This is a genomic window from Saccharopolyspora rosea, from assembly GCF_025643595.1.
In the GTDB taxonomy this organism is placed as follows: domain Bacteria; phylum Actinomycetota; class Actinomycetes; order Mycobacteriales; family Pseudonocardiaceae; genus Saccharopolyspora; species Saccharopolyspora rosea.
In genome coordinates, this window is sequence record NZ_CP102826.1 from 2742775 (window position 1) to 2764834 (window position 22060).

21 protein-coding genes are annotated in these 22060 nt (G+C 71.7%); 18 read left to right on the top strand and 3 right to left on the bottom strand.

The window, feature by feature from the left end:
• Positions 1–44: 44 nt before the first annotated feature.
• Entirely contained in the window at positions 45–1487 is a 1443-nt protein-coding gene (locus NV263_RS12725; protein WP_263253265.1) for an MFS transporter, read from the bottom strand.
• Between the two features lie 249 nt (positions 1488–1736).
• Between NV263_RS12725 and NV263_RS12730 the strand changes: the two genes are divergently transcribed.
• A complete protein-coding gene (locus NV263_RS12730) occupies positions 1737–2687 on the top strand; it encodes a LysR family transcriptional regulator (protein ID WP_263253266.1) in 951 nt (316 codons plus the stop codon).
• 11 nt (positions 2688–2698) lie between these two features.
• Here the strand turns inward: NV263_RS12730 and NV263_RS12735 are convergent, their stop codons facing one another.
• Positions 2699–4033, bottom strand: a complete 1335-nt coding sequence (locus NV263_RS12735; RefSeq protein WP_263253267.1) for an FAD-dependent oxidoreductase — start codon at positions 4031–4033, stop codon at positions 2699–2701.
• Positions 4034–4279: 246 nt separating this feature from the next.
• On the opposite strand from NV263_RS12735, the gene NV263_RS12740 reads away from it, so the two are divergent.
• From NV263_RS12740 to NV263_RS12800, 13 genes are all read left to right on the top strand, one after another.
• Positions 4280–5305 carry an ankyrin repeat domain-containing protein gene (locus NV263_RS12740; protein WP_263253269.1) on the top strand — a complete coding sequence of 342 codons (1026 nt, stop codon included), beginning with the start codon at positions 4280–4282 and terminating at the stop codon, positions 5303–5305.
• Between the two features lie 266 nt (positions 5306–5571).
• Positions 5572–5895: a 2Fe-2S iron-sulfur cluster-binding protein gene (locus NV263_RS12745; protein WP_263253270.1), complete on the top strand. Its 324-nt coding sequence runs from the start codon at positions 5572–5574 to the stop codon at positions 5893–5895.
• Positions 5892–7136, top strand: coding sequence for an NAD(P)/FAD-dependent oxidoreductase (locus NV263_RS12750; RefSeq protein WP_263253272.1), 1245 nt, complete (start codon positions 5892–5894; stop codon positions 7134–7136). Before NV263_RS12745 ends, NV263_RS12750 begins: the two co-directional genes overlap by 4 nt.
• A gap of 66 nt (positions 7137–7202) precedes the next feature.
• Entirely contained in the window at positions 7203–7505 is a 303-nt protein-coding gene (locus NV263_RS12755; protein ID WP_263253274.1) for a muconolactone Delta-isomerase, read from the top strand.
• A gap of 17 nt (positions 7506–7522) precedes the next feature.
• Positions 7523–8218: an EthD domain-containing protein gene (locus NV263_RS12760; protein ID WP_263253276.1), complete on the top strand. Its 696-nt coding sequence runs from the start codon at positions 7523–7525 to the stop codon at positions 8216–8218.
• A 66-nt stretch (positions 8219–8284) separates the two neighbouring features.
• A complete protein-coding gene (locus tag NV263_RS12765) occupies positions 8285–9112 on the top strand; it encodes a type 1 glutamine amidotransferase domain-containing protein (RefSeq protein ID WP_263253277.1) in 828 nt (275 codons plus the stop codon).
• 12 nt (positions 9113–9124) lie between these two features.
• Positions 9125–10741 (top strand): thiamine pyrophosphate-binding protein, encoded by a 1617-nt coding sequence (locus NV263_RS12770; protein ID WP_263253278.1) that lies wholly within the window; start codon positions 9125–9127, stop codon positions 10739–10741.
• Positions 10742–10751: 10 nt separating this feature from the next.
• On the top strand, positions 10752–11207 hold the full coding sequence (locus NV263_RS12775) for a hypothetical protein (RefSeq protein ID WP_263253280.1): 456 nt from the start codon (positions 10752–10754) through the stop codon (positions 11205–11207).
• A gap of 167 nt (positions 11208–11374) precedes the next feature.
• Positions 11375–11965 carry a DJ-1/PfpI family protein gene (locus tag NV263_RS12780; protein WP_263253281.1) on the top strand — a complete coding sequence of 197 codons (591 nt, stop codon included), beginning with the start codon at positions 11375–11377 and terminating at the stop codon, positions 11963–11965.
• Between the two features lie 2 nt (positions 11966–11967).
• Positions 11968–13761, top strand: a complete 1794-nt coding sequence (locus NV263_RS12785; RefSeq protein WP_263253283.1) for an AGE family epimerase/isomerase — start codon at positions 11968–11970, stop codon at positions 13759–13761.
• On the top strand, positions 13758–15809 hold the full coding sequence (locus NV263_RS12790; protein WP_263253285.1) for a glycogen debranching protein: 2052 nt from the start codon (positions 13758–13760) through the stop codon (positions 15807–15809). Before NV263_RS12785 ends, NV263_RS12790 begins: the two co-directional genes overlap by 4 nt.
• Positions 15810–15834: 25 nt before the next feature.
• The gene (locus NV263_RS12795) at positions 15835–16143 is read left to right on the top strand and encodes an STAS domain-containing protein (protein WP_263253286.1); all 309 of its coding nucleotides are present in this window, start codon (positions 15835–15837) and stop codon (positions 16141–16143) included.
• Positions 16144–16524: 381 nt separating this feature from the next.
• On the top strand, positions 16525–17628 hold the full coding sequence (locus NV263_RS12800) for an IS701 family transposase (protein ID WP_263253287.1): 1104 nt from the start codon (positions 16525–16527) through the stop codon (positions 17626–17628).
• 26 nt (positions 17629–17654) lie between these two features.
• Here the strand turns inward: NV263_RS12800 and NV263_RS12805 are convergent, their stop codons facing one another.
• Positions 17655–18506 carry an aldo/keto reductase gene (locus tag NV263_RS12805; RefSeq protein WP_263253288.1) on the bottom strand — a complete coding sequence of 284 codons (852 nt, stop codon included), beginning with the start codon at positions 18504–18506 and terminating at the stop codon, positions 17655–17657.
• Between the two features lie 658 nt (positions 18507–19164).
• Between NV263_RS12805 and NV263_RS12810 the strand changes: the two genes are divergently transcribed.
• From NV263_RS12810 to NV263_RS12825, 4 genes are all read left to right on the top strand, one after another.
• Complete coding sequence (locus NV263_RS12810) at positions 19165–19629, top strand: PPOX class F420-dependent oxidoreductase (RefSeq protein ID WP_263253289.1); 465 nt, start codon at positions 19165–19167, stop codon at positions 19627–19629.
• Positions 19630–19701: 72 nt separating this feature from the next.
• Positions 19702–20010 carry a hypothetical protein gene (locus NV263_RS12815; RefSeq protein WP_380758867.1) on the top strand — a complete coding sequence of 103 codons (309 nt, stop codon included), beginning with the start codon at positions 19702–19704 and terminating at the stop codon, positions 20008–20010.
• A gap of 475 nt (positions 20011–20485) precedes the next feature.
• Complete coding sequence (locus NV263_RS12820; protein WP_380758906.1) at positions 20486–20932, top strand: ImmA/IrrE family metallo-endopeptidase; 447 nt, start codon at positions 20486–20488, stop codon at positions 20930–20932.
• Entirely contained in the window at positions 20929–22053 is a 1125-nt protein-coding gene (locus NV263_RS12825; RefSeq protein WP_263253291.1) for an MAB_1171c family putative transporter, read from the top strand. The genes NV263_RS12820 and NV263_RS12825 overlap by 4 nt, the downstream gene beginning before the upstream one ends.
• Positions 22054–22060: the final 7 nt, after the last annotated feature.

A 22060-nucleotide genomic window follows, 5' to 3' on the forward strand; every position in this document is an offset into this window, starting at 1 on the left:
GGTGCGGGCTGGGGGAGGACCGCACCGGCGCCGCGCGCGACGCGTCACGAAGCGGTCGCGGCGTTCTCGGGGACCTCCTCCTCGCGAGCGGTCCGCTTCGGCGCGTAGAGCGGGATGAAGGCCAGCGCCAGCAGGGCGAGCACGAGGTTGACCGCGAGTCCTGCGGGGAAGGACACCAGGTTGCTGTAGGTGACGCCGAGCAGCGCGGGACCGAACGCCGATCCGATCTGGATGCAGGTCTCCAGCACCCCAGACGCGGAACCGGCGTCCCGCTTGTCGACCCCGGTGAGCACGATGTTGATCAGCGGGGTGAACCCGAGGCCCTCGCCGAACCCGATGACGGCGAGCGCGATCACCAGAACACCGGTCGGGATCGCTTCGCCGTAGACCACCGAGGCGCCGAGCAGCGCCGCGGTCGCCAGCACGTTGATGACGTAGCCGAGGGTCAGCACGTGGTTGCCCAGCCGCGGGGTGAGCCGGGGTGCCACCACCGAGGCGATGCCGAACAGCAGCGCGAGCGGGGTGAAGGTGAGCCCGGCGCGCAGCGGCGTCAGCTGGAGCGGGCCCTGGAAGTACAGCGCCAGCAGGAAGAACAGTCCGGTGTTGCCCGCGACGAAGGTCAGCGACAGCCCGGCCCCGCCGCGGAAGCTGCGGTTGCGCAGCAGTTGCGGGTCGGCCAGCGGCAGACCGCCGGTCCGCTTGGTGCGGTTCTCCCACCGGACGAACGCCGTCCCGGCCGGGACCGCGAGCAGGATCAGCAACAGCAGCATCGGGTTGCCGTGCTCGCCGCCGCCGAAGATCAGCGGTGCGATGACGAACAGCAGTGCCACGGTCAGCAGCACGACGCCGACCAGGTCCAGCTTGGGGCGTTCGGAGTTGCGGTCCTTCGGCAGCAGGAACAGCGAGGCGATCACGGCGGCGATGCCGAACGGCAGGTTGACCAGGAACACGCTGCGCCAGGACAACCCGGCCACGTCGAGCGTGATGAGCAGCCCGCCGACGGTCTGGCCGATGATCGTCGCGATGCCGGTGACAGCACCGAACACGCCGAACGCGATGGCCCGGTACCGCCCGGAGAACTGGATCTGGATCAGCGAGAGCGTCTGCGGCAGCATCAGTCCGGCCGCCACGCCCTGCACGACGCGGAACGCGATGAGCGAGGCGGGATCGGGGGCCAGCGCGCACGCCAGGGATGCGGCGCTGAACGCGCCGACGCCGACGATGAACAGCCGTCGGTAGCTGTAGAGGTCGCCGAGCCTGCCGCCGGTGACCAGCACCAGCCCGAACGCGAGCGTGTACCCGGACACCACCAGCTCCATCTCGGAGACGCTGGCGCCCAGTCCGGCCCGGATGGGCTGGATGGCCACGTTCACGATGAACAGGTCGAGTTCGACCAGGAAGGTGCCTGCCAGCACCACGATGAGCAGCAGCCAATCGCGCACGCCGGGGCGCGTGGCCGCCGAGGACGGCGATGGTTCGTCGATCATGTTCACCAATTTCCGACAGGCCGCGTGGGCGGATCAACGGGGAATCGCGAATGAGTTGATAAGCGAGAGTTATGGGTTCTCGTCATGGCTGGTCGCAGGTGGCGCGCGCCTGTTCGAACCCGAATTTTTCCGCGATTTCGCGAGGTGGATCGTCAATTTCGTTCTACTGCACCGCCGGATCGGTGTCGACCGAATCCGCCGGGAAAGCGGGGAATTCGAACATTCGGGCGTGCTACCATTCCGGGCGGTGTGGCTGGTTCCGGTGCGCTGGGAGGGGAGATGGACTTCCGGGAGATCGAATGCTTCCTCGTGCTGTCCGAGGAACTGCACTTCGGGCGCACGGCGCAGCGGTTGGTGGTGTCCCAGGCGCGCGTGAGCCAGTTGACCCGGTCCCTGGAGCGGCGGGTGGGTGGCCGCCTGTTCGACCGCACCACCCGCACCGTCCGCCTGACCGAGCTGGGCGAGCAGCTGCGGGAGCGGATGGAACCCGCCTTCCAGGAGATGCACGACGCCCTCCGGGACGCGCGGACGGCCGCCCGGCGCCTCGACGGCACGCTCCGGGTGGGCTTCCTGTGCGCGACCATGGTGGTCCCGGCAACGGTGCGCTCCTTCCAGGAACGCCACCCGCAGTGCGAGATCGAGCTGCGCGAGGTGCACATCGCCGATCCGCTCGGCCCGCTGCGCCGCGAGGAGGTGGACGTGCTGTTCCACTGGCTCCCGGTGCGCGAACCCGACCTGGAGGTCGGACCGATCATGTCGTCGGAGCCGCGCACCCTCGCGGTGCCGCTGGGCCACCGACTGGCCGCCGAGCGGTCGGTTTCCGTCGAGGACCTCGCCGACATGCAGGTGTTCGCCGCGGCGGGCAACGCCCCGCAGTACTGGTGGGACGCCCAGTCGCCGCCGCACACCCCCTCCGGCAGGCCGATCCACCGCGGCTACCCGGTGTCCACAGTGCACGAAGTGCTGTCGCTGGTCGCCGCCGGGCGCGGTGTCGCGCCGATGGTGCGCTCCAGCGCCGAGTTCTACGCCCGGCCGGACGTCACCTTCGTGCCCATCCGGGACCTGCCGGCCGCCGATGTCGCGCTGGTGTGGCGCAAAACCGGTCGCAGCCGGCTGGTGCAGGCGTTCGCCGAGGTCGCGCGCAGGCAACGGGCCGTGCCCCGGCAGCGCCACGCCGACCTGACGCCGTTGGCCGGGTGAGGGGACGCGCCTCAGCCGAGGAGCGCGCGCCCCAGCACTCGGGCCACGATGCCCGGGCGGCGCAGCGTGTCCGCCGGGTCGATGAGCCCGAGCACCCGCATGTAGGCGCGCGCCACCACGTCGTCGCGGGTGGCCGCCACCTGCACCCGGCCGGTGTAGAACTGCCGCAGGCGGGTCCGCAGGCTCCGGTCTCCCGCGACACCGGGGAAGCGCAGGTCCGACACCGTCATGGCGTCCCACGTGGCGTTGGTGACCTCCTCGGAGACGTCGCGGAAGAAGCGCAGCGGGCGCACCCGCCCACCGCCGCGCAGGTGCCTGCGCAGCACGAGCGCGCTGAGCGCGGCCACCGTCATGCCCTGCGCGTAGACCGGGTTGAAGCTGGACACCGCATCGCCCAGCACCAGCAGGCCCTCCGGGAACCGGGACATGCCCGCGTAGTCGCGCCGCAGGCTCGACGGGAAGCGGTACGACACCGGGTCGTCCAACGGTTCGGAGCGCGTGACCACCTGGTGCACGTCCGGATTGGACAACGTCCGCAGGAAGGCGTGGAAGCCCTCGGGATCGGTGGGCGGGTGGTCGCCGAGGATGCCGTAGCCGGTGACCACGATCTGGCCGCCCTCGGTGCGGCTGAGCGCCGCGCCCCGCGGCAGGTCGGGCGAGGCGACGTCGTTGATCGCGATGTCGCCGCCGAACAGGTCGGCGCGGTCCCGGTAGTGCCGCGTGACGTAGCCGAGCCCGATGTCGAGCCGCTGCTCGGCGACCCTCGGGTAGCCCAGTTCCTCCAGCCACCCGGGCAGCCGGGAGCCGCGACCGGTCGCGTCGACGACGAGATCGGCGTCCAGGACCTCCTCGGTGGCCTCGCCGTCGCGGGGCACCACGCGCACCCCGGTGACCCGCGTCCGGTCCGGTGACGTCCGGAGGCCGAGGACGTTGTGCCGCTCCGCGAACCGCACGGTTCCCAGGCCGCGCACCCGCTCGCGCACGTGGCGTTCCAGGAACGGCCTGCTGGCGGTCACGGCGGTCAGGCCGGACTCGACGCGGCGGATCGGTCGCCCGCCGACGTACCAGCGCACGTCGGCGGTGACGTCGCCGATGCCCGCCCCGTCGGTGGCCATGGCCTGGATGATGCCGGGGAACATCTCCTCCGCGATGAGCAGTCCTCTGGCCTGCAACGCGTGCGAATGACGTCCCTGCGGAACGCCGCGCCGCGCTTCGTGCGCACCGGTCAGCTCGTCGCGGTCCACCAGCACGACCTCCCGGTGGAACTCGGCGAGGACCCGCGCGGCGAACAGCCCCGCCATCCCCCCGCCGAGCACGACAGCGCGAGCGTCAGAACGACTTTCCATCTTCTCACCCATCTGGATTCGGGTCCGATGTGGACAGAACGGGATCGCCCGTTGCCAGTCGACCAGCGTCCGGCGGTGGGCGGCAAGGAATCCGGTGCGCACTTCGGCGAGTCGACGCTTCGGGCGCGGTATTGCGTCAACTCCGCGCAGTCCGCGCCGATCGTTGGCGCGGACGCGCCGGTGGTCGCTTGACTCGGTGGCACGGCGGGAAAGCCCGGCCGGAATCGTTCGCCAGAGGGAGAATCCATGCTCGACGACGCCATCATCAGCGCCGTGCGGCAGAGTGACGCCGATCAGGTCAACGAGCTGCTGCTGGCCGGTGCGGACCCGAACGCTCGGGAGGCCGCCAGCGGACTGCCGGTCCTGTCGATCGCCGCGGGCCAGGGCGAGGCGGTGATCGTGCGCCGCCTGCTGCGCGCCGGTGCCGACGTGCACACCACCGACTCGCGGGCGGGCAACACCGCGCTGCACAAGGCCGTGCAGGGAGGTGACCGGGAAACCGTGCGGGTGCTGGTCGAGGCCGGTGCGTTCGTCGACGCCGTCGGTCCGACGACCGGGCACACCCCGCTCATGGACGCCCTCTGGTACAAGTGGCCGGACATCGTCGGCTACCTGCTGGAGCAGAACGCGTCGGTGAACCTGGCCACGCACTACGGGTTCTCGATGCGCGAGCGCATCGACTACGAACTCGGCGCCAACACCGAGGGCAGGGACAAGCTGGAGGCCGTGGCCGCGCTGCTGCGGCGGCGCACCGAGTCCGACGAGCGCGCGGTGCAGGACCAGCGCCTGATGGCCGCGGTGGTCGTCGGTGACCTGGAGCAGGTTCAGGCGCTGCTCGCCGAGGGCGTGCACGTGGACGAGACGGCGCCGGTCGTCAACGGGTTCAACGACGGGCACACGCCGCTGCTGGTGGCCGCGCGCGACGGCTACCCGGACATCGTGCGCGCGCTGCTGGCCGCCGGTGCCGACGTCAACGCCGTCGAGCCGACCTTCGGCGCCGTTCCGCTGCACAAGGCCGTCTACATGGGACACCCGGATATCACCGAGATCCTGGTCCAGGCGCCGGGGATCGACCTCGACTACCAGGGCGCGACGAACGGCTACACCCCGCTGCACGACGCGCTGTGGCACGGCCACGCCGACTGCGCGCGGATCCTGCTGCGCGCCGGAGCGCGCACCGACCTGCTGGGCCACGACGGGAAGACGCCGCGCGACGTGGCGATCGACGTGTTCGGCGCCGACCACCCGATCGTCGACGAGATCCCGGCCTGAGCGCCTGTCTTTGAACCTGCTCCCGGAAGGGGTTTGGCAAGCGGCGGAGCCGCTTTCTCTTTCGGTGAGTGGTCTCGCCGCTTGCACCGCCGCGGGTTCTCAGCGGTCGTCTCGCGAGGACAGGCCTGACGCCGTGTATGGGCATACATCAGGAGGGGCTTCCGCAGTCGAGACGGCCGCTGAGGTTCCGCCACCGGCACCGCCACGCAAAACGAGTTCGAAGACAGGCACTGAGCCGACGAGTTCCGCACCGACGGGAGTGAACCATGCCGACTGTCACGTACGTTTCCCCGGACGGGACCGAGAGGTCGGTGGCCGTCCCACCGGGGACCACCGTCATGGAAGCCGCGCTGGACAACGGGATCGACGGGATCGTGGGCGAGTGCGGCGGCGCGGCGATGTGCGCCACCTGCCACGTCTACGTCGAATCCGAGCACCTGGCCGCCGCCCCGCCGATGACCGTCGACGAGGACGCCATGCTCGACGAGGCCAGCTCGGCGCGGGCCGGCAACAGCAGGTTGAGCTGCCAGCTGCCGATGACCGCGGAGCTGGACGGCATCCGCGTCCGACTGCCGGAGCGGCAGCGGTGACCGGCACCGGACCGGTGGTGGTCCTCGGAACGGGGCAGGCCGGGCAGCAGACCGCGATCTCGTTGCGCCAGGCCGGGTTCGACGGCCGGGTCGTCCTGGTCGGTGACGAGCCGGAGCTGCCCTACCGCCGGCCGCCGCTGTCCAAGGGCTACCTGACCGGCGACGTCGACGCGGCCGGATTGCTGCTGCGCACCGCGGACTACTACGCGGCGCACGACATCGAGGTCCTGCCCGCGCAACGCGCCGTCGAGATCCTGCGGTCCGAGCACCGCGTGCGGTTGCGCGACGGGCGGTCGCTCGACTACCAGCACCTGGTGCTGGCGCTGGGGTCGCGCAACCGCGAGGTCCCCGTGCCGAGCGCCGACCTGCCGGGCGTGCTGGGACTGCGCACCCTTGCCGACGCCGACGCGCTGCGCGACCGGTTGCGCTCGGCCCGGGACGTGGTGGTCGTCGGCGGCGGGTTCGTGGGACTGGAAGTCGCCACCTCCGCGTCGGCGTTCGGCGCCCGGGTGACCGTGGTGGAGGCCCAGGAACGGCTCTTGGCGCGGGTCGCCACGCCGCAGACCTCCGAGTTCTTCGCCCGCGCCCACCGCTCGCGCGGGGTGCGGCTGCTGCTGGGCCACCGGGTGGCGCGGTTCCTCGGCGACGACTCGGTGTCCACCGTGGAAATCGAATCGGGGGAGCGGATCGCGGCGGACCTGGTGCTCGTGGGTGCCGGCGCGGTGCCCGACGTCGAGCTCGCCCGGGAGGCGGGGCTGGCCGAACGCGACGGCGTCGTCGTCGACGCGTGGTTGCGGACGTCGGACCCGGACATCTCCGCGATCGGCGACTGCGCCCGGTTCCCCAGCCCGTTCGCCGCCGAACCGGTGCGTATCGAATCCGTGCAGAACGCCGTGGACCAAGCCCGCTGCGTGGCGGCCCGGCTGACCGGCGCACCGGCCGAATACCGCGCCGTGCCGTGGTTCTGGAGCGACCAGGCGGGAACGCGGTTGCAGATCGCGGGCCTGACCGGCGGCCACGACCGGACCGTGCTGCGCGGCGACCCGGATTCGGGGCGGTTCTCGGTGTTCTGCTTCCGCGGGAACGCGCTCCTCGGTGCGGACTCGGTGGGCAGGCCCGCCGAGCACCTGGCGGTCCGCCGCCTCCTGGGCACCGGACCCGCACCGAACCTGACCCCCGACCAGGCCGCCGACCCCGACTTCGACGTCGCCGGGCACGCGCGCGCCGCCGACCCGCGGTGAGGAACACCGCGGTTCCCACCGAACCCGCCGCGCGCGGCGGGACAACACCGAGGGGAGTTGCCGGAAATGTTGTTCTTCCTGCAGATGCGGTGGAACCACGAAGGCCGCGTCACGTTGGACGAACTGCTCGACCTGCAGCACGAGGAGACCGCGATCACCCGCGAGGCGCTGGACTCCGGCGTCTGCGTCGGGATGTGGAAGGTGGCCGGGCAGAAGCGGGTGATCTGCATCCTCGACCTGCCGTCGATCGACGAGCTCGACCGCGTGATGTTCGGCCTGCCGATGCGGGAGTACCTGGAATTCGAGGCGGTCTGGCCGCTGCGCGACTTCCCCAGCTTCGCCGGGGACGTGGCGCGGCGCTACCGCTGACCCGAGAGGAACGCCACATGATCCACCAGCTCATCTTCGCGGCCCCCAAACCCGGCATGACGGAACGGGAGTTCCAGGACTACTGGCGCACCGTGCACGCCGTCCGGTTCGCCAGCAGGATCCCGCAGATCCGCAAGTACGCGGTCGACGACCGGGTGCCGCGACCCACCGACAGCGGTGAACCGACCTGGAGCGGTGTCGGGGAGATCTGGCTGCGCGACGACGAGGAGCAGATCGCCTCGCTGCAGACGCCCGAGTTCATCGAGGGCGCCCGCGCTGACGAACCGAACTGGGCGGCGTTCTGGCGCACCCTGGTGCTCGACACCGACGCGCACACCGTCCTGCAAGGCCCCGAACCGGACCCGAACCGGCAGGAGACCAAGCTGTTCATTTTGGTCAAGCGCCGGGAGGGCATGCGGTTGGAGGAGTTCCGGGAACGCGCGCTGGGCGCGCACGCCAGCCTCGCGACCCGCGTGCCCGGCCTGCGCCGCTACGTGCAGGGCCACACCCGCGACGCCGCGTACGGCATCGGCGAAGCCCCGCTGGACGCCGCGTTCCAGCTGTGGTTCGACAGCCCGGACGCCGAGCAGGAGGCCGAACGCAGCACCGCTTTCGAGGTGCTCGTGGAGGACCTGCTGACCTTCGTGGAACCGCGCTACCTGCACACCATGGTGGCCGAGCAGCACTGGATCATCGGGCCGCAGCCCCGCTGATCGGCACCATCCCCCTTTCCCCGGCGATTCGCCGACATCAACACCGATCCCCGTGAGGAGACGAGCATGAGCAAGCGCGTTCTCGTCGTGCTGTCCGAATACGGTTACTGGGGCGAGGAACTCGTGGGCCCCGTGGCCGAGTTGGACCGCGCCGGCTACGAGACCACTTTCGCCACCCCGACCGGCGCCCGGCCGCAGGCGCTGCCGCCGAGCCTGGACCCGAACTACGTCGACCCGCCGCTGGGCCGCTCGGTCACCACGCCCGCGATGGCGCGGCGCGCCGACGAGCTGGACCGCTCGCCGCGGTTGGAGAACCCGTTGAGCCTGGCCGAACTCATCCCGCTGCGGCCCTACTTCAGCGCGGTGAACCACCTGCGGCTGCTGGAGGAGTACCACCGCAAGCTGGAGGAGGCCACCGCCGACCTGGTCGACGGTTTCGACGCGCTGGTCATCGTCGGCGGCAGCGGTCCGATCGTGGACCTGGCCAACAACGAACGGCTGCACGAACTGGTGCTGGCGTTCGTCGCGGCGGACAAGCCGATCCTGGCCGAGTGCTACGGCGTCGCGGTGCTGGCGTTCGCCCGGGACTGGGAGCTGCGCCGCAGCATCCTGTGGGGCAAGCACGTCACCGGCCACCCCAAGGAGTACGACTACCAGGACGGCACCGGCTTCGTCGGCGTCGACTTCAACATGGGCCCGCCGCCGTACCCGCTGGAGTACATCCTGCGCGACGCCACCGGCCCCGACGGCGGTTTCCACGGCAACGTCGGCAAGGAGACGTCGGTGGTCGTGGACTACCCGTTCATCACCGCGCGGTCCACTCCGGACTCCGTCCCGGCCGGGCGCAAGCTCGTCGAGGTGCTGGAGCAGGACCTGCGCCGCTACGGCTGGTGAGGGAGGAGGACCATGCACAGCAGGCCGGGCAGGGTCGCGATCCACGAGCAGTTCGCGGCCGACGGCTTCGAGTACATGTTCGGCAACCCGGGGACCGTCGAGCAGGGGTTCCTCGACGCCCTCGGCGAGTCCGACCTCCAGTACGTGCTGACCCTGCACGAGACCGTGGCCGTCGGCATGGCCGACGGGTACGCCCGCGCCGGGCAGCGGCCCGGGCTGGTGCAGCTGCACAGCAGCGTCGGCCTGGGCAACGCGGTGGGCATGCTGTACCAGGCCAAGCGGGGCGGTTCACCGCTCGTGGTGCTCGTCGGGGACGCGGGCGTGCGCTACGACGCGATGGACGCCCAGATGGCCGCCGACCTGGTCGGCATGGCGCGGCCGGTCACCAAGCACGCGACTCGGGTGACCGACCCGTCGTCGGTGCTGCGCGTGCTGCGCCGCGCGGTGCGGACCGCGATGACACCGCCGTGCGGCCCGGTCGTGGTGGTGCTGCCCGCCGACGTGCTGGACGCGCCGAACCACGAACCGGTCGTACCCACCACCATCCCCTCGACCCGGGTGGCGCCGGAGCCCGCGGTGGTGGCCGATGTGGCCAGCCGGCTGCTGGAGGGGGAACGGCGCCTGGTGCTCGTCGGTGACGGCGTCGCCGCGGCCGGGGCGCAACGGGAACTGACGGCCGTGGCCGAGCAGCTCGGCGCACCGGTGTGGGGCGTGAACTCCTCGGAGGTCAACTTCGACACCGGGCACCGGCTCTACGGCGGCGAGCTGGGGCACATGTTCGGGTCGGTCAGCGAAGGGGTGGTGCGCGACGCCGACTCGGTGCTCATCGTCGGCACCTACGTCTTCCCCGAGGTGTTCCCGAACCTGGCCAGCCCGTTCCACCCGGACGCCCGGATCGTGCACGTGGATCTGGACGCCGCCGAGATCGGGAAGAACTTCCCGGTCGACGTCGGGGTGGTCGCCGATCCCAAGCTGACCCTGGCGGCGCTGGCCGCCGAGCTGTGGCGGCAGCGACCGGCCGGGCCGGGCCCCGACCGCTTCCCGGCGGGCGCCGAACCCCGTCGGCCCGAACCGGCCGAGCCGGAGGGACTGCTGGGGCGGTTCGCCCGCGCTCTCGGGGAGCGGGTCGAGGACCTGGTGGTCTTCGACGAGGCGCTGACCGCCTCGCCGGAGGTGCTGCAGGGCCTGCCGCCCCGGTACCCGGGCCGGTTCTTCCAGACCCGGGGCGGCTCGCTCGGGGTGGGGATTCCGGGGGCGCTGGGCGCCAAACTCGCCCGGCCCGACGAACCGGTGGTCGGCTTCACCGGCGACGGGGCGAGCATGTACACGATCCAGGCGCTGTGGACCGCCGCCCGGTACGGCATCGACGCCGCGTTCGTGGTGTGCAACAACGGCCGCTACCGGTTGCTGGACCACAACCTGGAGCAGTACCGGGCCGAACAGGGCGTCGCGCCGCACGACTTCCCGGAGGCGTTCGACCTGCGGGGCCCGGACATCGGGTTCGCCGAACTGGCCGAGGCGATGGGCGTCGCGGGGCTGCGGGTGCGCACCTGCGGTGACGTCGACGCGGCGGTGGAGGCGGTGCTGACCCGGCCCGGTCCGCTGCTGGTCGACGTGGCGGTCGAGTGAGGTGGCATCGATGACGGTCTGCCGCTGCCACCTGACCACCGGCCGGGTCCGCGGGCTCGTCGAGCGCTGGTACCTCGCGCTCGACGAGCACCGGGATCCCGGTGAACTGGCCGAGTTGCTGGCCCACGCGGGCCTGGTGCTGAAGTTCCCCGGCCGCGTCGTGCACGGCGGTGCCGAGTTCACCGAGTGGTACGACGAGGTGACCACCACGTACTTCGACGAGTCGCGGGTGGTCGAGCGGATCGCGGTGCGGTTGACCTCCCCGCTGCACGCGGAGGTCACCACCCGGATCAACTGGCAGGCGCGGATGTGGGAGCCGCCCTCGGCCCGCAGCCGGTGGGTCGGCTATTACTGGACCGAGGAGCTGTCGGTCGTGGTGCAGGACGACGCGCCGCGGATCCGCACCTGCACGGTCACCGCACCGGTCCCGATGCGGGGCTCACCGCGGCTTGCGCTGCTGGAGTGATGCCCGGTCCCGCCGCGCGGGCGGGACCTGCACCGGGCCGCGTCCTCCGCGCCCCTTCGGCCGGTGCGGCGGAGGACGCGGCCCCGGGGCGCCGACCGGGCGTGCGGTGTGCGGTTCCCCGCCCGGTCGGCGCCCCTTCCCCCTTCGCACGAACCGAGGAGACCACTGTGGACACACACCGTCCGCCCGCGCTGTCCGGTGCGCGGATCGGGATTCTGCTGGAGAGCGACTTCGTCGAGGACGAGATCGCCTACTACCGGATGCGGTTCGCCGAGGAAGGCGCCGAGGTGCGCCTGCTGACCCGGTTGTGGGGCAACGATTCGCTGGTGTTCACCGGGCACGAGCACGGCGCACCGCTGACCGTCGACGGCGACCTGGAAGCGGTCGACTACGCCGAGCTGTCCCGCTACGCCGCGCTGATCGTGCCCTCGGGCATGGTCGCCGACCGGTTGCGCTACACCGAGGACGTCGACTCGCCGGCACCGGCGCTGCGGCTGCTGCGGCGGGCGTTCCGGATGCCGCGGCTGCTCAAGGCGTTCTCCTGCCACGCGCTGTGGTTGGTGTCCGCCGCGCCGGAGCTGGTGCGCAACCGACCGGTGACCTGCCACAACAACCTGGTGGGCGACGTGCGCAACATGGGCGCGCAGTACGTCGACGAGGACGTCGTGGTGGACGGCGACCTGATCACCGGGCGCAGCGTGGACACCGTCCCGGCGATGACCCGCACGCTGATCGGGATGCTGGCCGGGGAGCGATGAGCGTGACCGCCGATTTCACCTTCTCCGACACCGTGGCCGGCTACGTCCGGCACCGGGGCGACGACTGGGCCCAACTGTCCACACTGGATTCGAGAGACGTGGTCGTGCACCTCACCGATCGCACGAGCGCCCGGCTGGTCCGCAACCTCGGCGAACCCGCCGCGGACGTGACCGAGCGCATCGCGGACCTGCTGGTGCCCGGCCAACTGGTGTTCAGCCACGGCCCGGTGTACCCGGGTCCGCACTTCCACTGCGCGCAGCTGACCTTCGTCGGGGAGGAACCCGGCCACCGCGTCTTCGACGCCCCGAGCTGGTGGACCGACCAGCTGCGCGAGCTGGCGCGCTTCTACCGCCGCGCGCAGTTCGGCGACGGTCCGGTGGACTTCGACCGCTACCGCACGGGCGTGACCCTGCACGGCAACCGGGTCGGCGACCTCCAGGAGACCGACACCATCTCGCGCCTGGTGTACGGGATGGCCGCCGGGTACCTGCTCACCGGCGACGAGGAACTGCTCGACGTCGCCGAACGCGGCTCGGACCACCTGCGGCGGAACCTGCGCTTCGTCGACGGCGACCTGGTGTACTGGTACCACGGCCTGGAAGCCGGTGGGCGCAAGCTGTTCGCCTCGGAGTTCACCGACGACCACGGCGCCATCCCGGCCTACGAGCAGATCTACGCCCTCGCCGGTCCCGTCCAGACCTACCGCGTCACCGGAGATCCCGCGCTGCGCGCGGACATCGAGGGCACCGTCCGGCTGTTCGCGCGCCACTACGCCGATCCGCAACGGGGCGGCTACTTCTCCCACCTGGACCCGGTGACGCTGGACCCGCACGCGGAGTCGCTGGGTCCCAACCGGTCGCGCAAGAACTGGAACTCCATCGGCGACCACGCCCCGGCGTACCTGTTCAACCTGTACCTGGCCACCGGCGAGGACCGCTACCTGAGCATGCTGGAGGAGACCTTCGACCTGGTCGTCTCGCACTTCCCGGACGACCCGGCGGTCAGCCCGTTCGTGCGGGAGCGGTTCCACCGGGACTGGACCCCGGACCTGGAGTGGGGCTGGCAGCGCGACGGCGCGGTCGTCGGGCACAACCTCAAGATCGCCTGGAACCTGGTCCGGATGAACTCGCTGGTGGCCAAGCACGACTACCGCGCGCTCGCCGAGCGCATCGCCGCGACGATGCCCGCCGTGGGACGAGACCCGCGGCGCGGCGGCTGGTACGACGTCGTGCAGCGGCGGGCGGAGGACGGGCGGCACCCGTTCGTCTGGCACGACCGCAAGACGTGGTGGCAGCAGGAGCAGGCCATCCTGGCGTACCTGGTGCTGGCCGGCACCGGCGGCGACCGGGAGCACCTGCGGCACGCCGTGGAGTCCGAGGCGTTCTACAACGCCTTCTTCCTGGACCACGACGACGGCGGGGTGTACTTCGCGGTCCTCGCCGACGGGATGCCGTACCTGCTCGGCACCGAGCGCGGCAAGGGCAGCCACTCGATGAGCATGTACCACGCGGCGGAGCTGTGCTTCCTCGCCACCGTGTACCGCAGGCTGCTCGTCCGGGACGAACCGCTCGACCTGTGGTTCCGGCCGCGACCGGACGCCGACTTCCCCGACCGGCTGTTGCGGGTGGCCCCCGACGCGCTGCCGCCCGGACGCGTGGTGCTCGACCGGGTCCTCGTCGACGGGCGACCGTCCCGCGACTTCGACCCGGAGGCGATGACCGTGCCGCTGCCCGACAGCACCGAGCCGGTCACCGTCCAGGTCCGGCTCCGCCCGACGCGGGGTGAGCGGCGATGAGCGGCGTGGTGTGGCACCCGTCCGGCTGGTGGCTCGGTCCGGGGGAGGCGCTGCCGCGCGGTGCCCGGGTCGTGCCGGGCGGGGTGAACTTCGCGGTGGCCTCGGCCACCGCCGACCGGGTGTCGCTCGTGCTGCTGTCCGCCGAGGACGGGGCCGATCTCGCCGAGATCCCGTTCCCGCGCGCCTGGCGGGTCGGTGACGTGTGGACGATGACCGTGCTCGGCCTGGACCCGCGGCGGGTGGACTACGCCTACCGCGCGGACGGCCCGGACGGCGTGCGCAACCGCTTCGACCCCGGTGCCCTGCTGCTCGACCCGTGCGGCGACCTCGTCGCGGGCGGCGAGCGCTGGGGCGAGCGGCCGCGGCGGCTGCGGTCCCGGATCCTCGACGACGACTTCGACTGGGGCGCGGACCGCAGGCCCGGCATCCCGGCCGAGGACCTGGTGATCTACGAGGTGCACCTGCGCGGCTTCACCCGGGACCCGTCGTCGGGGGTGCGCGCACCCGGGACCTACGCCGGATTCCGCGAGAAGATCCCGCACCTGGCGCGGCTCGGGGTCAACGCCGTGGAATTGCTCCCGGTCGCCGAGTTCGACGAGACCGCCAACGTGCTGTCCGCTCCGGAGGACGGGCGGCCGCTGCTGAACTACTGGGGCTACGACCCGGTGAGCTTCCGGGCGCCGAAGGCCGGCTACGCGGCGGACGCCTCCGGTGCGGGGGCCGCGCGGGAGTTCAAGGAGCTGGTGCGGGACCTGCACGCGCACGGCATCGAGGTGATCCTCGACGTGGTGTTCAACCACACCGCGGAAGGCGATCACCGCGGCCCGGCGCTGTCCTGGCGCGGCCTGGACGGCGCCACCTACTACCTGCTCGCTCCCGGCGGGCAGGACTGCAACTACAGCGGCACCGGCAACACGGTCGACGCCAACCACCCGGTGGTGCGCGAGTACCTGCTGGACTGCCTGCGGCACTGGGTGACCGAGTACCACGTGGACGGTTTCCGGTTCGACCTCGCCTCGGTGCTCACCCGGGACGGCAGCGGGGCGCCGCTGGAGAATCCGCCGCTGCCGGAGGCGCTGGCGCACGACCCGGTCCTCGCCGGGTGCCGGCTCATCGCCGAACCCTGGGACGCCGCGGGGCTGTACCAGGTCGGTTCCTTCCCGCACCACGGTCGGTGGCAGGAGTGGAACGGCCGGTACCGCGACGCCCTCCGGCGGTTCCTGGTCGGGCGGGAGCACAGCGCCGGCGAGCTGGCGACCCGGCTGGTCGGTTCGCCCGACCTGTACGGATCGCGCGGCACGACCGCTTCGGTGAACTTCGTGACCTGCCACGACGGTTTCACCCTCGCGGACTGGGCCGCCTACGACCGCAAGCACAACGAGGCCAACGGCGAACAGGGGCGCGACGGTCCGGGCGACGAGGCGAGCTGGAACTGCGGCGTGGAGGGTCCCACCGACGACGCGGCGGTGCTCCGGTTGCGGCGTCGGCAGGTGCGCAACGCGCTGGCGCTGCTGCTGGTGAGCCACGGCGTCCCGATGTTGTCGGCCGGCGACGAGTTCGGCCGCACCCAACGCGGCAACAGCAACGCCTACTGCCACGACGGTCCGCTGACTTGGTTGGACTGGAACACGGCCGAGGACAACGCCGATCTGGTCGAGTTCGTGCGCCGCTGCGTGGCGTTCCGCCGCGCCCACCCGGTGCTGCGCCGGAGAGCGCACCCCGACGGCGCGGTGCCCGACGGCGCGGCGCTCCCGCCGGTGAGCTGGCACGGTGCGCGGCCCTTCGAACCCGACTGGTCGGCCACGTCCACGTTGGTCGCCGTGCTGCTGCACGAACCCCCGGACGACGCGGTGTACGTGCTCGCCAACTCCGGCGCCGACACCCGCGAGGTCGAACTCGCGGCGGCCCCGCCGGGAACCCGGTGGCACGGCTTCGCGGACACCGCGGCCGCCGTCGCGGCGGCACCGGTCGGTGCGGAGGAACCGTTGGCGGACCAGAGGAATGTCGAACTGCCACCGCATTCGGTGCGCGTGCTCGTCGCGCGGTGACGGTGGCCCGAGAACTGGGGCGGGAATGGAATTCGAAGCTGAGCTGGGCTACCGCGGTGGCACCGCGGAGCTGTGGCTGTCCGGGGAGTGCGACGCGGCGGCGGGGGAGACCCTGCGGCGACTGCTGGACGAGGTGACCCGCTCGGCGTGCGACCGGCTCGTCGTGCACGTCCGGGACGTCGCCGCGTTCGCGCCGGTGGTGCTGCGCTTCCTGGCGGTCCAGCAGCAGTGCGCGCCCGGCATCGCGCTGAGCGTGTCCACGCCGTGCGAGGGGATCGTCGACGCCCTCCGGCGGGCGGGGCTCGACTCGGTGGTCACCGTGCTGCGCCGGTGATGGTGGCGAGTGCGCGCGATGTCCCGTTCGTCGTGCGCGCGCTGCGCGCAGGCGAATTCCGACCACACTGCGCGACTTCGCGGCCGAACGGTTGGGACTCCCGGGTGAAATTCTTTCCCCGAATGCCGAACAACCTTTCCGCGCTCCGCGCGGGTCGATCGACGCAAGGTGATCGCGCAGTGGTGTCAAGGGGCGCGCAGGAGAACCCGGTACCGAATTTCGAGTGTCGGCACGCGGTATGACGCGCATCACTTGGCGGAGAGGCGGACGCGAATTGTTTGGTATCGCTTGAGGAACGGGGGACTCGTCTGCTGTCGTGCCATGTCGCGTGGCGTGGCTCAACTTCACAATGTCTGGGGTTTAAGGATGTTCCTATCGGGGTTGGACGAGACGATCGAGGTTCCGGCCACGCTCACCCGCTTCGTCCAGGAGGTGTTCGCGTCGCTGCCCAGGCTGGACCAGCGACGTTGGGCGGAGGTGTACGTCCGCGGTCTGCTGCGCCAGGACGGGCGGAAATCCGCGCGGAACATCGCCGATGCCGTTCTGGGGATTCCCGTGGCGCAGTCGCTGCAGCAATTCGTGAACCAGAGTCCGTGGGACTGGAGGCCGGTGCGGGACCGCCTCGCCGCGCTCGTCGCGGAACGCACGTCCCCGGTGGCGTGGGTGGTGCACGGCACCGTCATCCCCAAGAGCGGCCGGTACTCGGTGGGCGTGGCCCGCCGGTACGTCGCCGAGGCCGGGCGCACGATCTCCTGCCAGGTCGGCAAGGCGCTGTTCCTCGCCGACGATCGGGGCGGCGTCCCCGTCGACTGGCGGATCGCATTGCCCGCGAGCTGGGACGACGACGCGAAACTGCGGGAACGAGCCCGGATTCCTCCTGAGGAGCGCAGCCGTCCGGAGTGGTCGTACGTCCTCGACCTGATCGGCGAGCAGGAACGGCGGGGCGCGGACCCGGCGCCGGTGGTCGTCGACGGGCGCCACCTGGACGGCGTGCGGGAGCTGGCGGGGCGCCTGCGGTCGTTCCGGCCGGGGTTCGTGTTGCAGGTCGACGCCGGGATCCCGGTCGAGCTGCAGGACGGGCACGTCGCGAAGGTGGGGGAGTGCGCGCAGGAGGTGATCCGCAACCGGCGGCCCGCGGTGGTCTGGCGCGGCGGGCGGGACGTCGAACTCGGCTCGTACTTCCTGTCGGTGCCGGTCCGGTTGCCCGCGGCGGGCCCGCGGTCCACATCGGACACCCCGCTGCGGCTGATCATCCAGCGGTCGCCGGAGGATCCGTTGCCGGTGAACTACTGGCTGACCTCCCTGCCGCGCGACCGGGGCGAGCAGGCCGCCCGCCTCGGCGGGCTCGTCCGGCGGACCGAGCACGACCTGCGCCGGCTGCGGCTCGACTTCGGCCTGCACGACTTCGAGGGCCGCTCGTTCCACGGCTGGCACCACTACATGACACTGGTCAGCGCCGCATACGCCTACCACTGCGCGTTCTGACCGATTCGACCCGGGCGCCGCCGCGATCAGGCGGCCGGGTCGTGCAGCGCGTCGAGCCGGTGCAGGACCTCCGGCTCGACGCGCAGTTGCGGTGTCCTGGCGAGGAATCGCACGTCTTCCAGGTCCAGTGCGGGCACCAGCGGCAGGACGTCGCGGTGCAGCAGCCACGCCAGCGCCAGCTGTCCCGTCGTGCAGCCGAGCTCGTGCGCGAACTCGACCAGGTCGCGGTGCGGCGCGCGCGTTCCCCGCAGCGGGTCGGCGGCCCGGGGGCGCGCGAGGAATCCGATGCCGAGTTCCCGGCACACCGGCAGCACCGTCCGCTCCGCGGCGCGGTCGAACAACGAGTACTCGGCGTGCACGGCCGTGATCGGGTGGACGCGGTGCGCGCGGCGGATCGTCTCGGCGGGCAGCGCGGGCAGGCCGATGTGGCGGATCTTGCCCGCGCGCACGAACCGGCCCAGGGCGTCCACGGTCTCCTCGATCGGCGTCGTCGGGTCCTCGTCGAGCAGGCAGTGCAGATCGACGTGGTCGGTGCCGAGGCGGGCGAGGCCGGCGTCGAGCGCGCGAGCGCACTGCTCCGGTCGTCCCTGACCCGGGATGACGGTGCCGGTCGCGCTCCGCCGACCGCCGAAGGCGGTCCCGAGCACGATGCGGTCCCGGCGGCGGGAGAGCACGGTGCGGACCAGGCGTTCGCAGTGCCCGGTGCCGCGCGGGTCGGCGGTGTCGACGAACGTGATCCCCGCGTCCACCGCGGCCGTGAGCGCGGCGGCGACGTCCGCGTCCTCGACGGCGCGGCCGTCCCCCGGAATGGGGGCGGGAACGCTGACGCCCAGTGCGGATGTCGTCGGACCGCGCCGACCCAGTGCTCGAAATCGCATCTCGTCCTCGGAATCGTTGACGTCGACCGCCCGAATGGTCGCCGGGCGAGCCGTCTTCTCCGTGCTCAGGATCGGCCAGTCGGAGGAGCCGTGACAAGATCGGACCACGTGCGAACGGAGCATCCCTCGTGTCCGGCCGCCGGACCCGCGGTGGCGCCCCGCCGGGCCTGCTGCGGGTGCTGCGGCATCGCGGTGACGGGGTGCCATGTTCGAAGATCGTGGTACCGCGATCCGGTTCGAAACAATGCCGGTTTTCTTACCGGTTTTTAACCGATCGGGTATTGACCTCCGAAAGTGTCAATGCATTCGGATGTCCCATTCCGGAGGGTGTGCGGCAAATCACCCGAATTGGGGCACTGCTAGTCGATGAAACGGATCAGGAATGCTCATTCGACTACGCTCGGTGCCAATTGTGAATTGCCTGACGTCGACGCCGTTCGGCCCGGGTGGGACCCTCGGCCGACCAGCCGCGATGCGCGACGGGCCGATGAGATCGCCATCCGCGGCCTCGTGCGGCGGCGGTTCGTCCCGGCACGGCCGCCGCGGGATTCCCGGCGGGCCGGTTCGCGGCGCTGCGGCGCAGTGCGAACGCGGTCCGGTAGGTTCGCTCCCGGACGCGAACCACCCCCGGCCGGGGGCCCACGGGAGAGGTCGTTTCATGCCACGCATCGCCACCGCCGAGCACGTCGACCGGTCCGCGCTGTTGGAGTTCCTGCGACCCCGGCACCGCGGCCTGCTGGTCACCACCAGGTCGGACGGCCGTCCCCAGATGTCCCCGGTGACCTGCGGGGTGGACCCCGAGGGGCGGATCGTGGTGTCCACCTACCCGGACCGGGCCAAGGCCCGCAACGCGCGTCGCGACCCGCGGGTGTCGATCTGCGTGCTCTCCGACGACTGGGACGGTCCGTACGTGCAGGTCGACGGCCAGGCCCAAGTGCTGGACATGCCGGAGGCGCTGGACGGCCTGGTCGAGTACTTCCGGTGCATCTCCGGGGAGCACCCGGACTGGCAGGAGTACCGCGAGGCGATGGCCCGGCAGGACAAGTCGCTGCTCCGCATCGACGTCGAACGGTGGGGGCCGATCGCCACCGGTGGCTTCCCGCCCCGCCTCGCCACGTCCTGAGCCGGGTCCGCCAGGGACTTTGCGCCCTGTCCCGGACCGGTGCCGCCCGGGCACGATGGGCGTTCTCGGGGGGTGAGCGCGGTGTTCCGGTCGCTTGGGGAGCTCAATTGCCGCGAACGTTCCGCGCTTCGCGCGGTCGCCGCCGGGCGGGCCGGGATCACCTGTAGCAGCGAACCCGATCTCTACATCGACGGCATGGTCTTCTGCGATCAGGAAACCGCTCGCCGGCTCTGGCACGGCGGTCTGGTCCGCGCCGCGCGGCCCGGTCGACTCGGTGAACTCGTTCCCGCGGAACTGACCGAACCGGCTGTGGAAGCACTGGAGCTCGGCGCTGCGCCCCGGCCCGTCCCCGAACGACCGGGCGGCGACGGGCAGCTCTGAACACCGATTCGGAGCAGTCCGGGAAAACTGTTGATTCAGCAAGTGAAATGCCCGGCCCTGAAGGTCGTGCGCTGGGATTTCCCGTTCGGTGGGCCACCATTGCGAGTGCGCGGCGAAGTGCCGGTCGGACGTGTTGATCAACCCTCGTGACCCGTGGCGCGGAGTCCGCTAGAGTGGCGCAGAAGACCTCGACGCCGCTGCGGTGGGAGCTGCCGACTCCGCCGCGGTCCTGGGGCGCACCGGTCTCCACTGTGGACTCGCGGCCCGCGCGGCGGGCCGGGGAGGACGCCGTCCGGGCAGGGTGGCCGATGCCCGGTCGGTCCTCTTCGGACAGTGGACGTCCCGGTCGAGGCGGCGGAGGAACGACCAGTACCTGGGGATGGTGAGTCGAGTGCCCGGTCCGCGGCGACGGGAGCACCGGAAGCTCAGAGCGCGGCTGCGGCGCGAACTCGACGCGGCGGCGATCGACGCGCCGATGCCGATGTCCGAGGTCTGCCGACGACTCGGGGAGCAGCGCGGCAAGGCGATCAGGCTGGTGGCCTACCCCCTGGAGGCGCCGGGCCCGTTCGGGCTCTGGCTGAACACACCGTCCGCCGACTACATCCTCTACCAGGCCGAAACCACCCCCGCGCACCAGCAGCACATCATCGCCCACGAGCTGGGGCACCTGCTGGCCGGGCACAGCTCCGACGAGTCCGACGACGCGGTGTGGCAGCGGCTGCTCCCCGACATCCCGCCCGACGTGATCCGGCGGGCGCTGCGCCGCACGAACTACGACACCGACCAGGAACGAGAGGCCGAGAACGTCGCGACGCTGCTGCTGGAACGCGCCGCCGCCATCACGGCCGCGATGCGGCCGGGGAGGTCCTCCCGCGCGCGGCGCGCCCAGCGAGCGCTCGGTGACGACCGGGAATGGCTATGAACGAAGAAGTCCTGCAGATCGCGTTCGTCGTCGTCCTCGCGTGGTTCCTGTTCCGCTTGCTGCGCACGCCGCGGGACTACGCGCTGTGGGCGGTGGTCGCCTGCGTGAGCCTCCGGCTGCTGGGCAGGCCGAGCGTCGCGGCGGCCCTGGAGAGCGTGACCGGCAGCCTCCTGCCGCCGAGCATGTGGAAGCTCGTGCACAACCTCGCGCTCAACGGCGCGTGGTACGCCCTGCTGCTGTTCTTCATCCTCTCGGCCGCCGGCCCCGACGCCCCGCGCAAGGCGTTGCGGGAGGCCGTGATCGCCGTCGCCGCCTCCGCCGTGATGGCCTGCGGGGTGCTCATGACGCCCGCGGCGGTGCGGGAGCAGGTCTTCCAACCGTCGGGCCAGCTGTCCACCGACACGCACGTGCCCGGCGTGATGGTCTTCTACGCGGGCCTGGCGTACTTCTGCTACGCGGCCGTGCAGACGACGCGGTGGATGCTGGTGTACGGATCGGAAGCGGGCCGCCGGGCCCGGTGGGGGTTCCGCTTCGCCGCCGCGGCGCTGCTGTGCATCGCGGCGGTCGCCGCGTTCCGCGTGGTGGTGCTGTGCATCCGGTGGGCCGGCGGTGACGTGCCCGGTTTCATCGTCGGCCCGATCGACGACCTCGTGCCGATCTGCAACTTCCTCTTCCTGATCGGCGTGTCCTTCGCGGGCCTGGCGGCGCGCGTGGCGGCGTTCCAGGTGTGGCTGCACCACCGCCGGGTCCACCACGAGCTCCGCCCGCTGTGGGAGCGGTTGAACGCCGCGTTCCCGCACGACGCGCTCGACGTGCCCGCGGGCCCGCTGCGGGACTGGCTGTCGCCGCGCCACGTCCACCGGCGGTTCCTGCGGCGCGTCGTCGAGGTCCGCGACGGGCTGGTCCAGCTCAGCCCGTACCTCGCCGACGCCGGGTACCAGCAGGACGTTCCGGCGCACGAGCAGCCCGAGGTGTTCCGGGAGGCGTTCCGGCTCCAACGGGAAGGGGTCCCGGCGCGGTCGACGAACGCCATCCGCATCGCCGAACCACCACCGGGCTCCCGCGAACTGGACTTCGCCCAGGACGCCGACCAGCTCGTCAAGCTCGCCCGCGCCCTCTGATCGCTCC

Excerpts from the sequence above, each read along its gene's own strand:
- NV263_RS12820 (WP_380758906.1), top strand. The coding sequence starts at position 20,486 with ATGCCGATGTCCGAGGTCTGCCGACGACTCGGGGAGCAGCGCGGCAAG.
- NV263_RS12745 (WP_263253270.1), top strand. The coding sequence starts at position 5,572 with ATGCCGACTGTCACGTACGTTTCCCCGGACGGGACCGAGAGGTCGGTG.
- NV263_RS12805 (WP_263253288.1), bottom strand. The coding sequence starts at position 18,506 with ATGCGATTTCGAGCACTGGGTCGGCGCGGTCCGACGACATCCGCACTG.
- NV263_RS12765 (WP_263253277.1), top strand. The coding sequence starts at position 8,285 with ATGAGCAAGCGCGTTCTCGTCGTGCTGTCCGAATACGGTTACTGGGGC.
- NV263_RS12775 (WP_263253280.1), top strand. The coding sequence starts at position 10,752 with ATGACGGTCTGCCGCTGCCACCTGACCACCGGCCGGGTCCGCGGGCTC.
- NV263_RS12810 (WP_263253289.1), top strand. The coding sequence starts at position 19,165 with ATGCCACGCATCGCCACCGCCGAGCACGTCGACCGGTCCGCGCTGTTG.
- NV263_RS12740 (WP_263253269.1), top strand. The coding sequence starts at position 4,280 with ATGCTCGACGACGCCATCATCAGCGCCGTGCGGCAGAGTGACGCCGAT.
- NV263_RS12735 (WP_263253267.1), bottom strand. The coding sequence starts at position 4,033 with ATGGAAAGTCGTTCTGACGCTCGCGCTGTCGTGCTCGGCGGGGGGATG.
- NV263_RS12790 (WP_263253285.1), top strand. The coding sequence starts at position 13,758 with ATGAGCGGCGTGGTGTGGCACCCGTCCGGCTGGTGGCTCGGTCCGGGG.
- NV263_RS12825 (WP_263253291.1), top strand. The coding sequence starts at position 20,929 with ATGAACGAAGAAGTCCTGCAGATCGCGTTCGTCGTCGTCCTCGCGTGG.
- NV263_RS12725 (WP_263253265.1), bottom strand. The coding sequence starts at position 1,487 with ATGATCGACGAACCATCGCCGTCCTCGGCGGCCACGCGCCCCGGCGTG.
- NV263_RS12760 (WP_263253276.1), top strand. The coding sequence starts at position 7,523 with ATGATCCACCAGCTCATCTTCGCGGCCCCCAAACCCGGCATGACGGAA.
- NV263_RS12770 (WP_263253278.1), top strand. The coding sequence starts at position 9,125 with ATGCACAGCAGGCCGGGCAGGGTCGCGATCCACGAGCAGTTCGCGGCC.
- NV263_RS12795 (WP_263253286.1), top strand. The coding sequence starts at position 15,835 with ATGGAATTCGAAGCTGAGCTGGGCTACCGCGGTGGCACCGCGGAGCTG.
- NV263_RS12755 (WP_263253274.1), top strand. The coding sequence starts at position 7,203 with ATGTTGTTCTTCCTGCAGATGCGGTGGAACCACGAAGGCCGCGTCACG.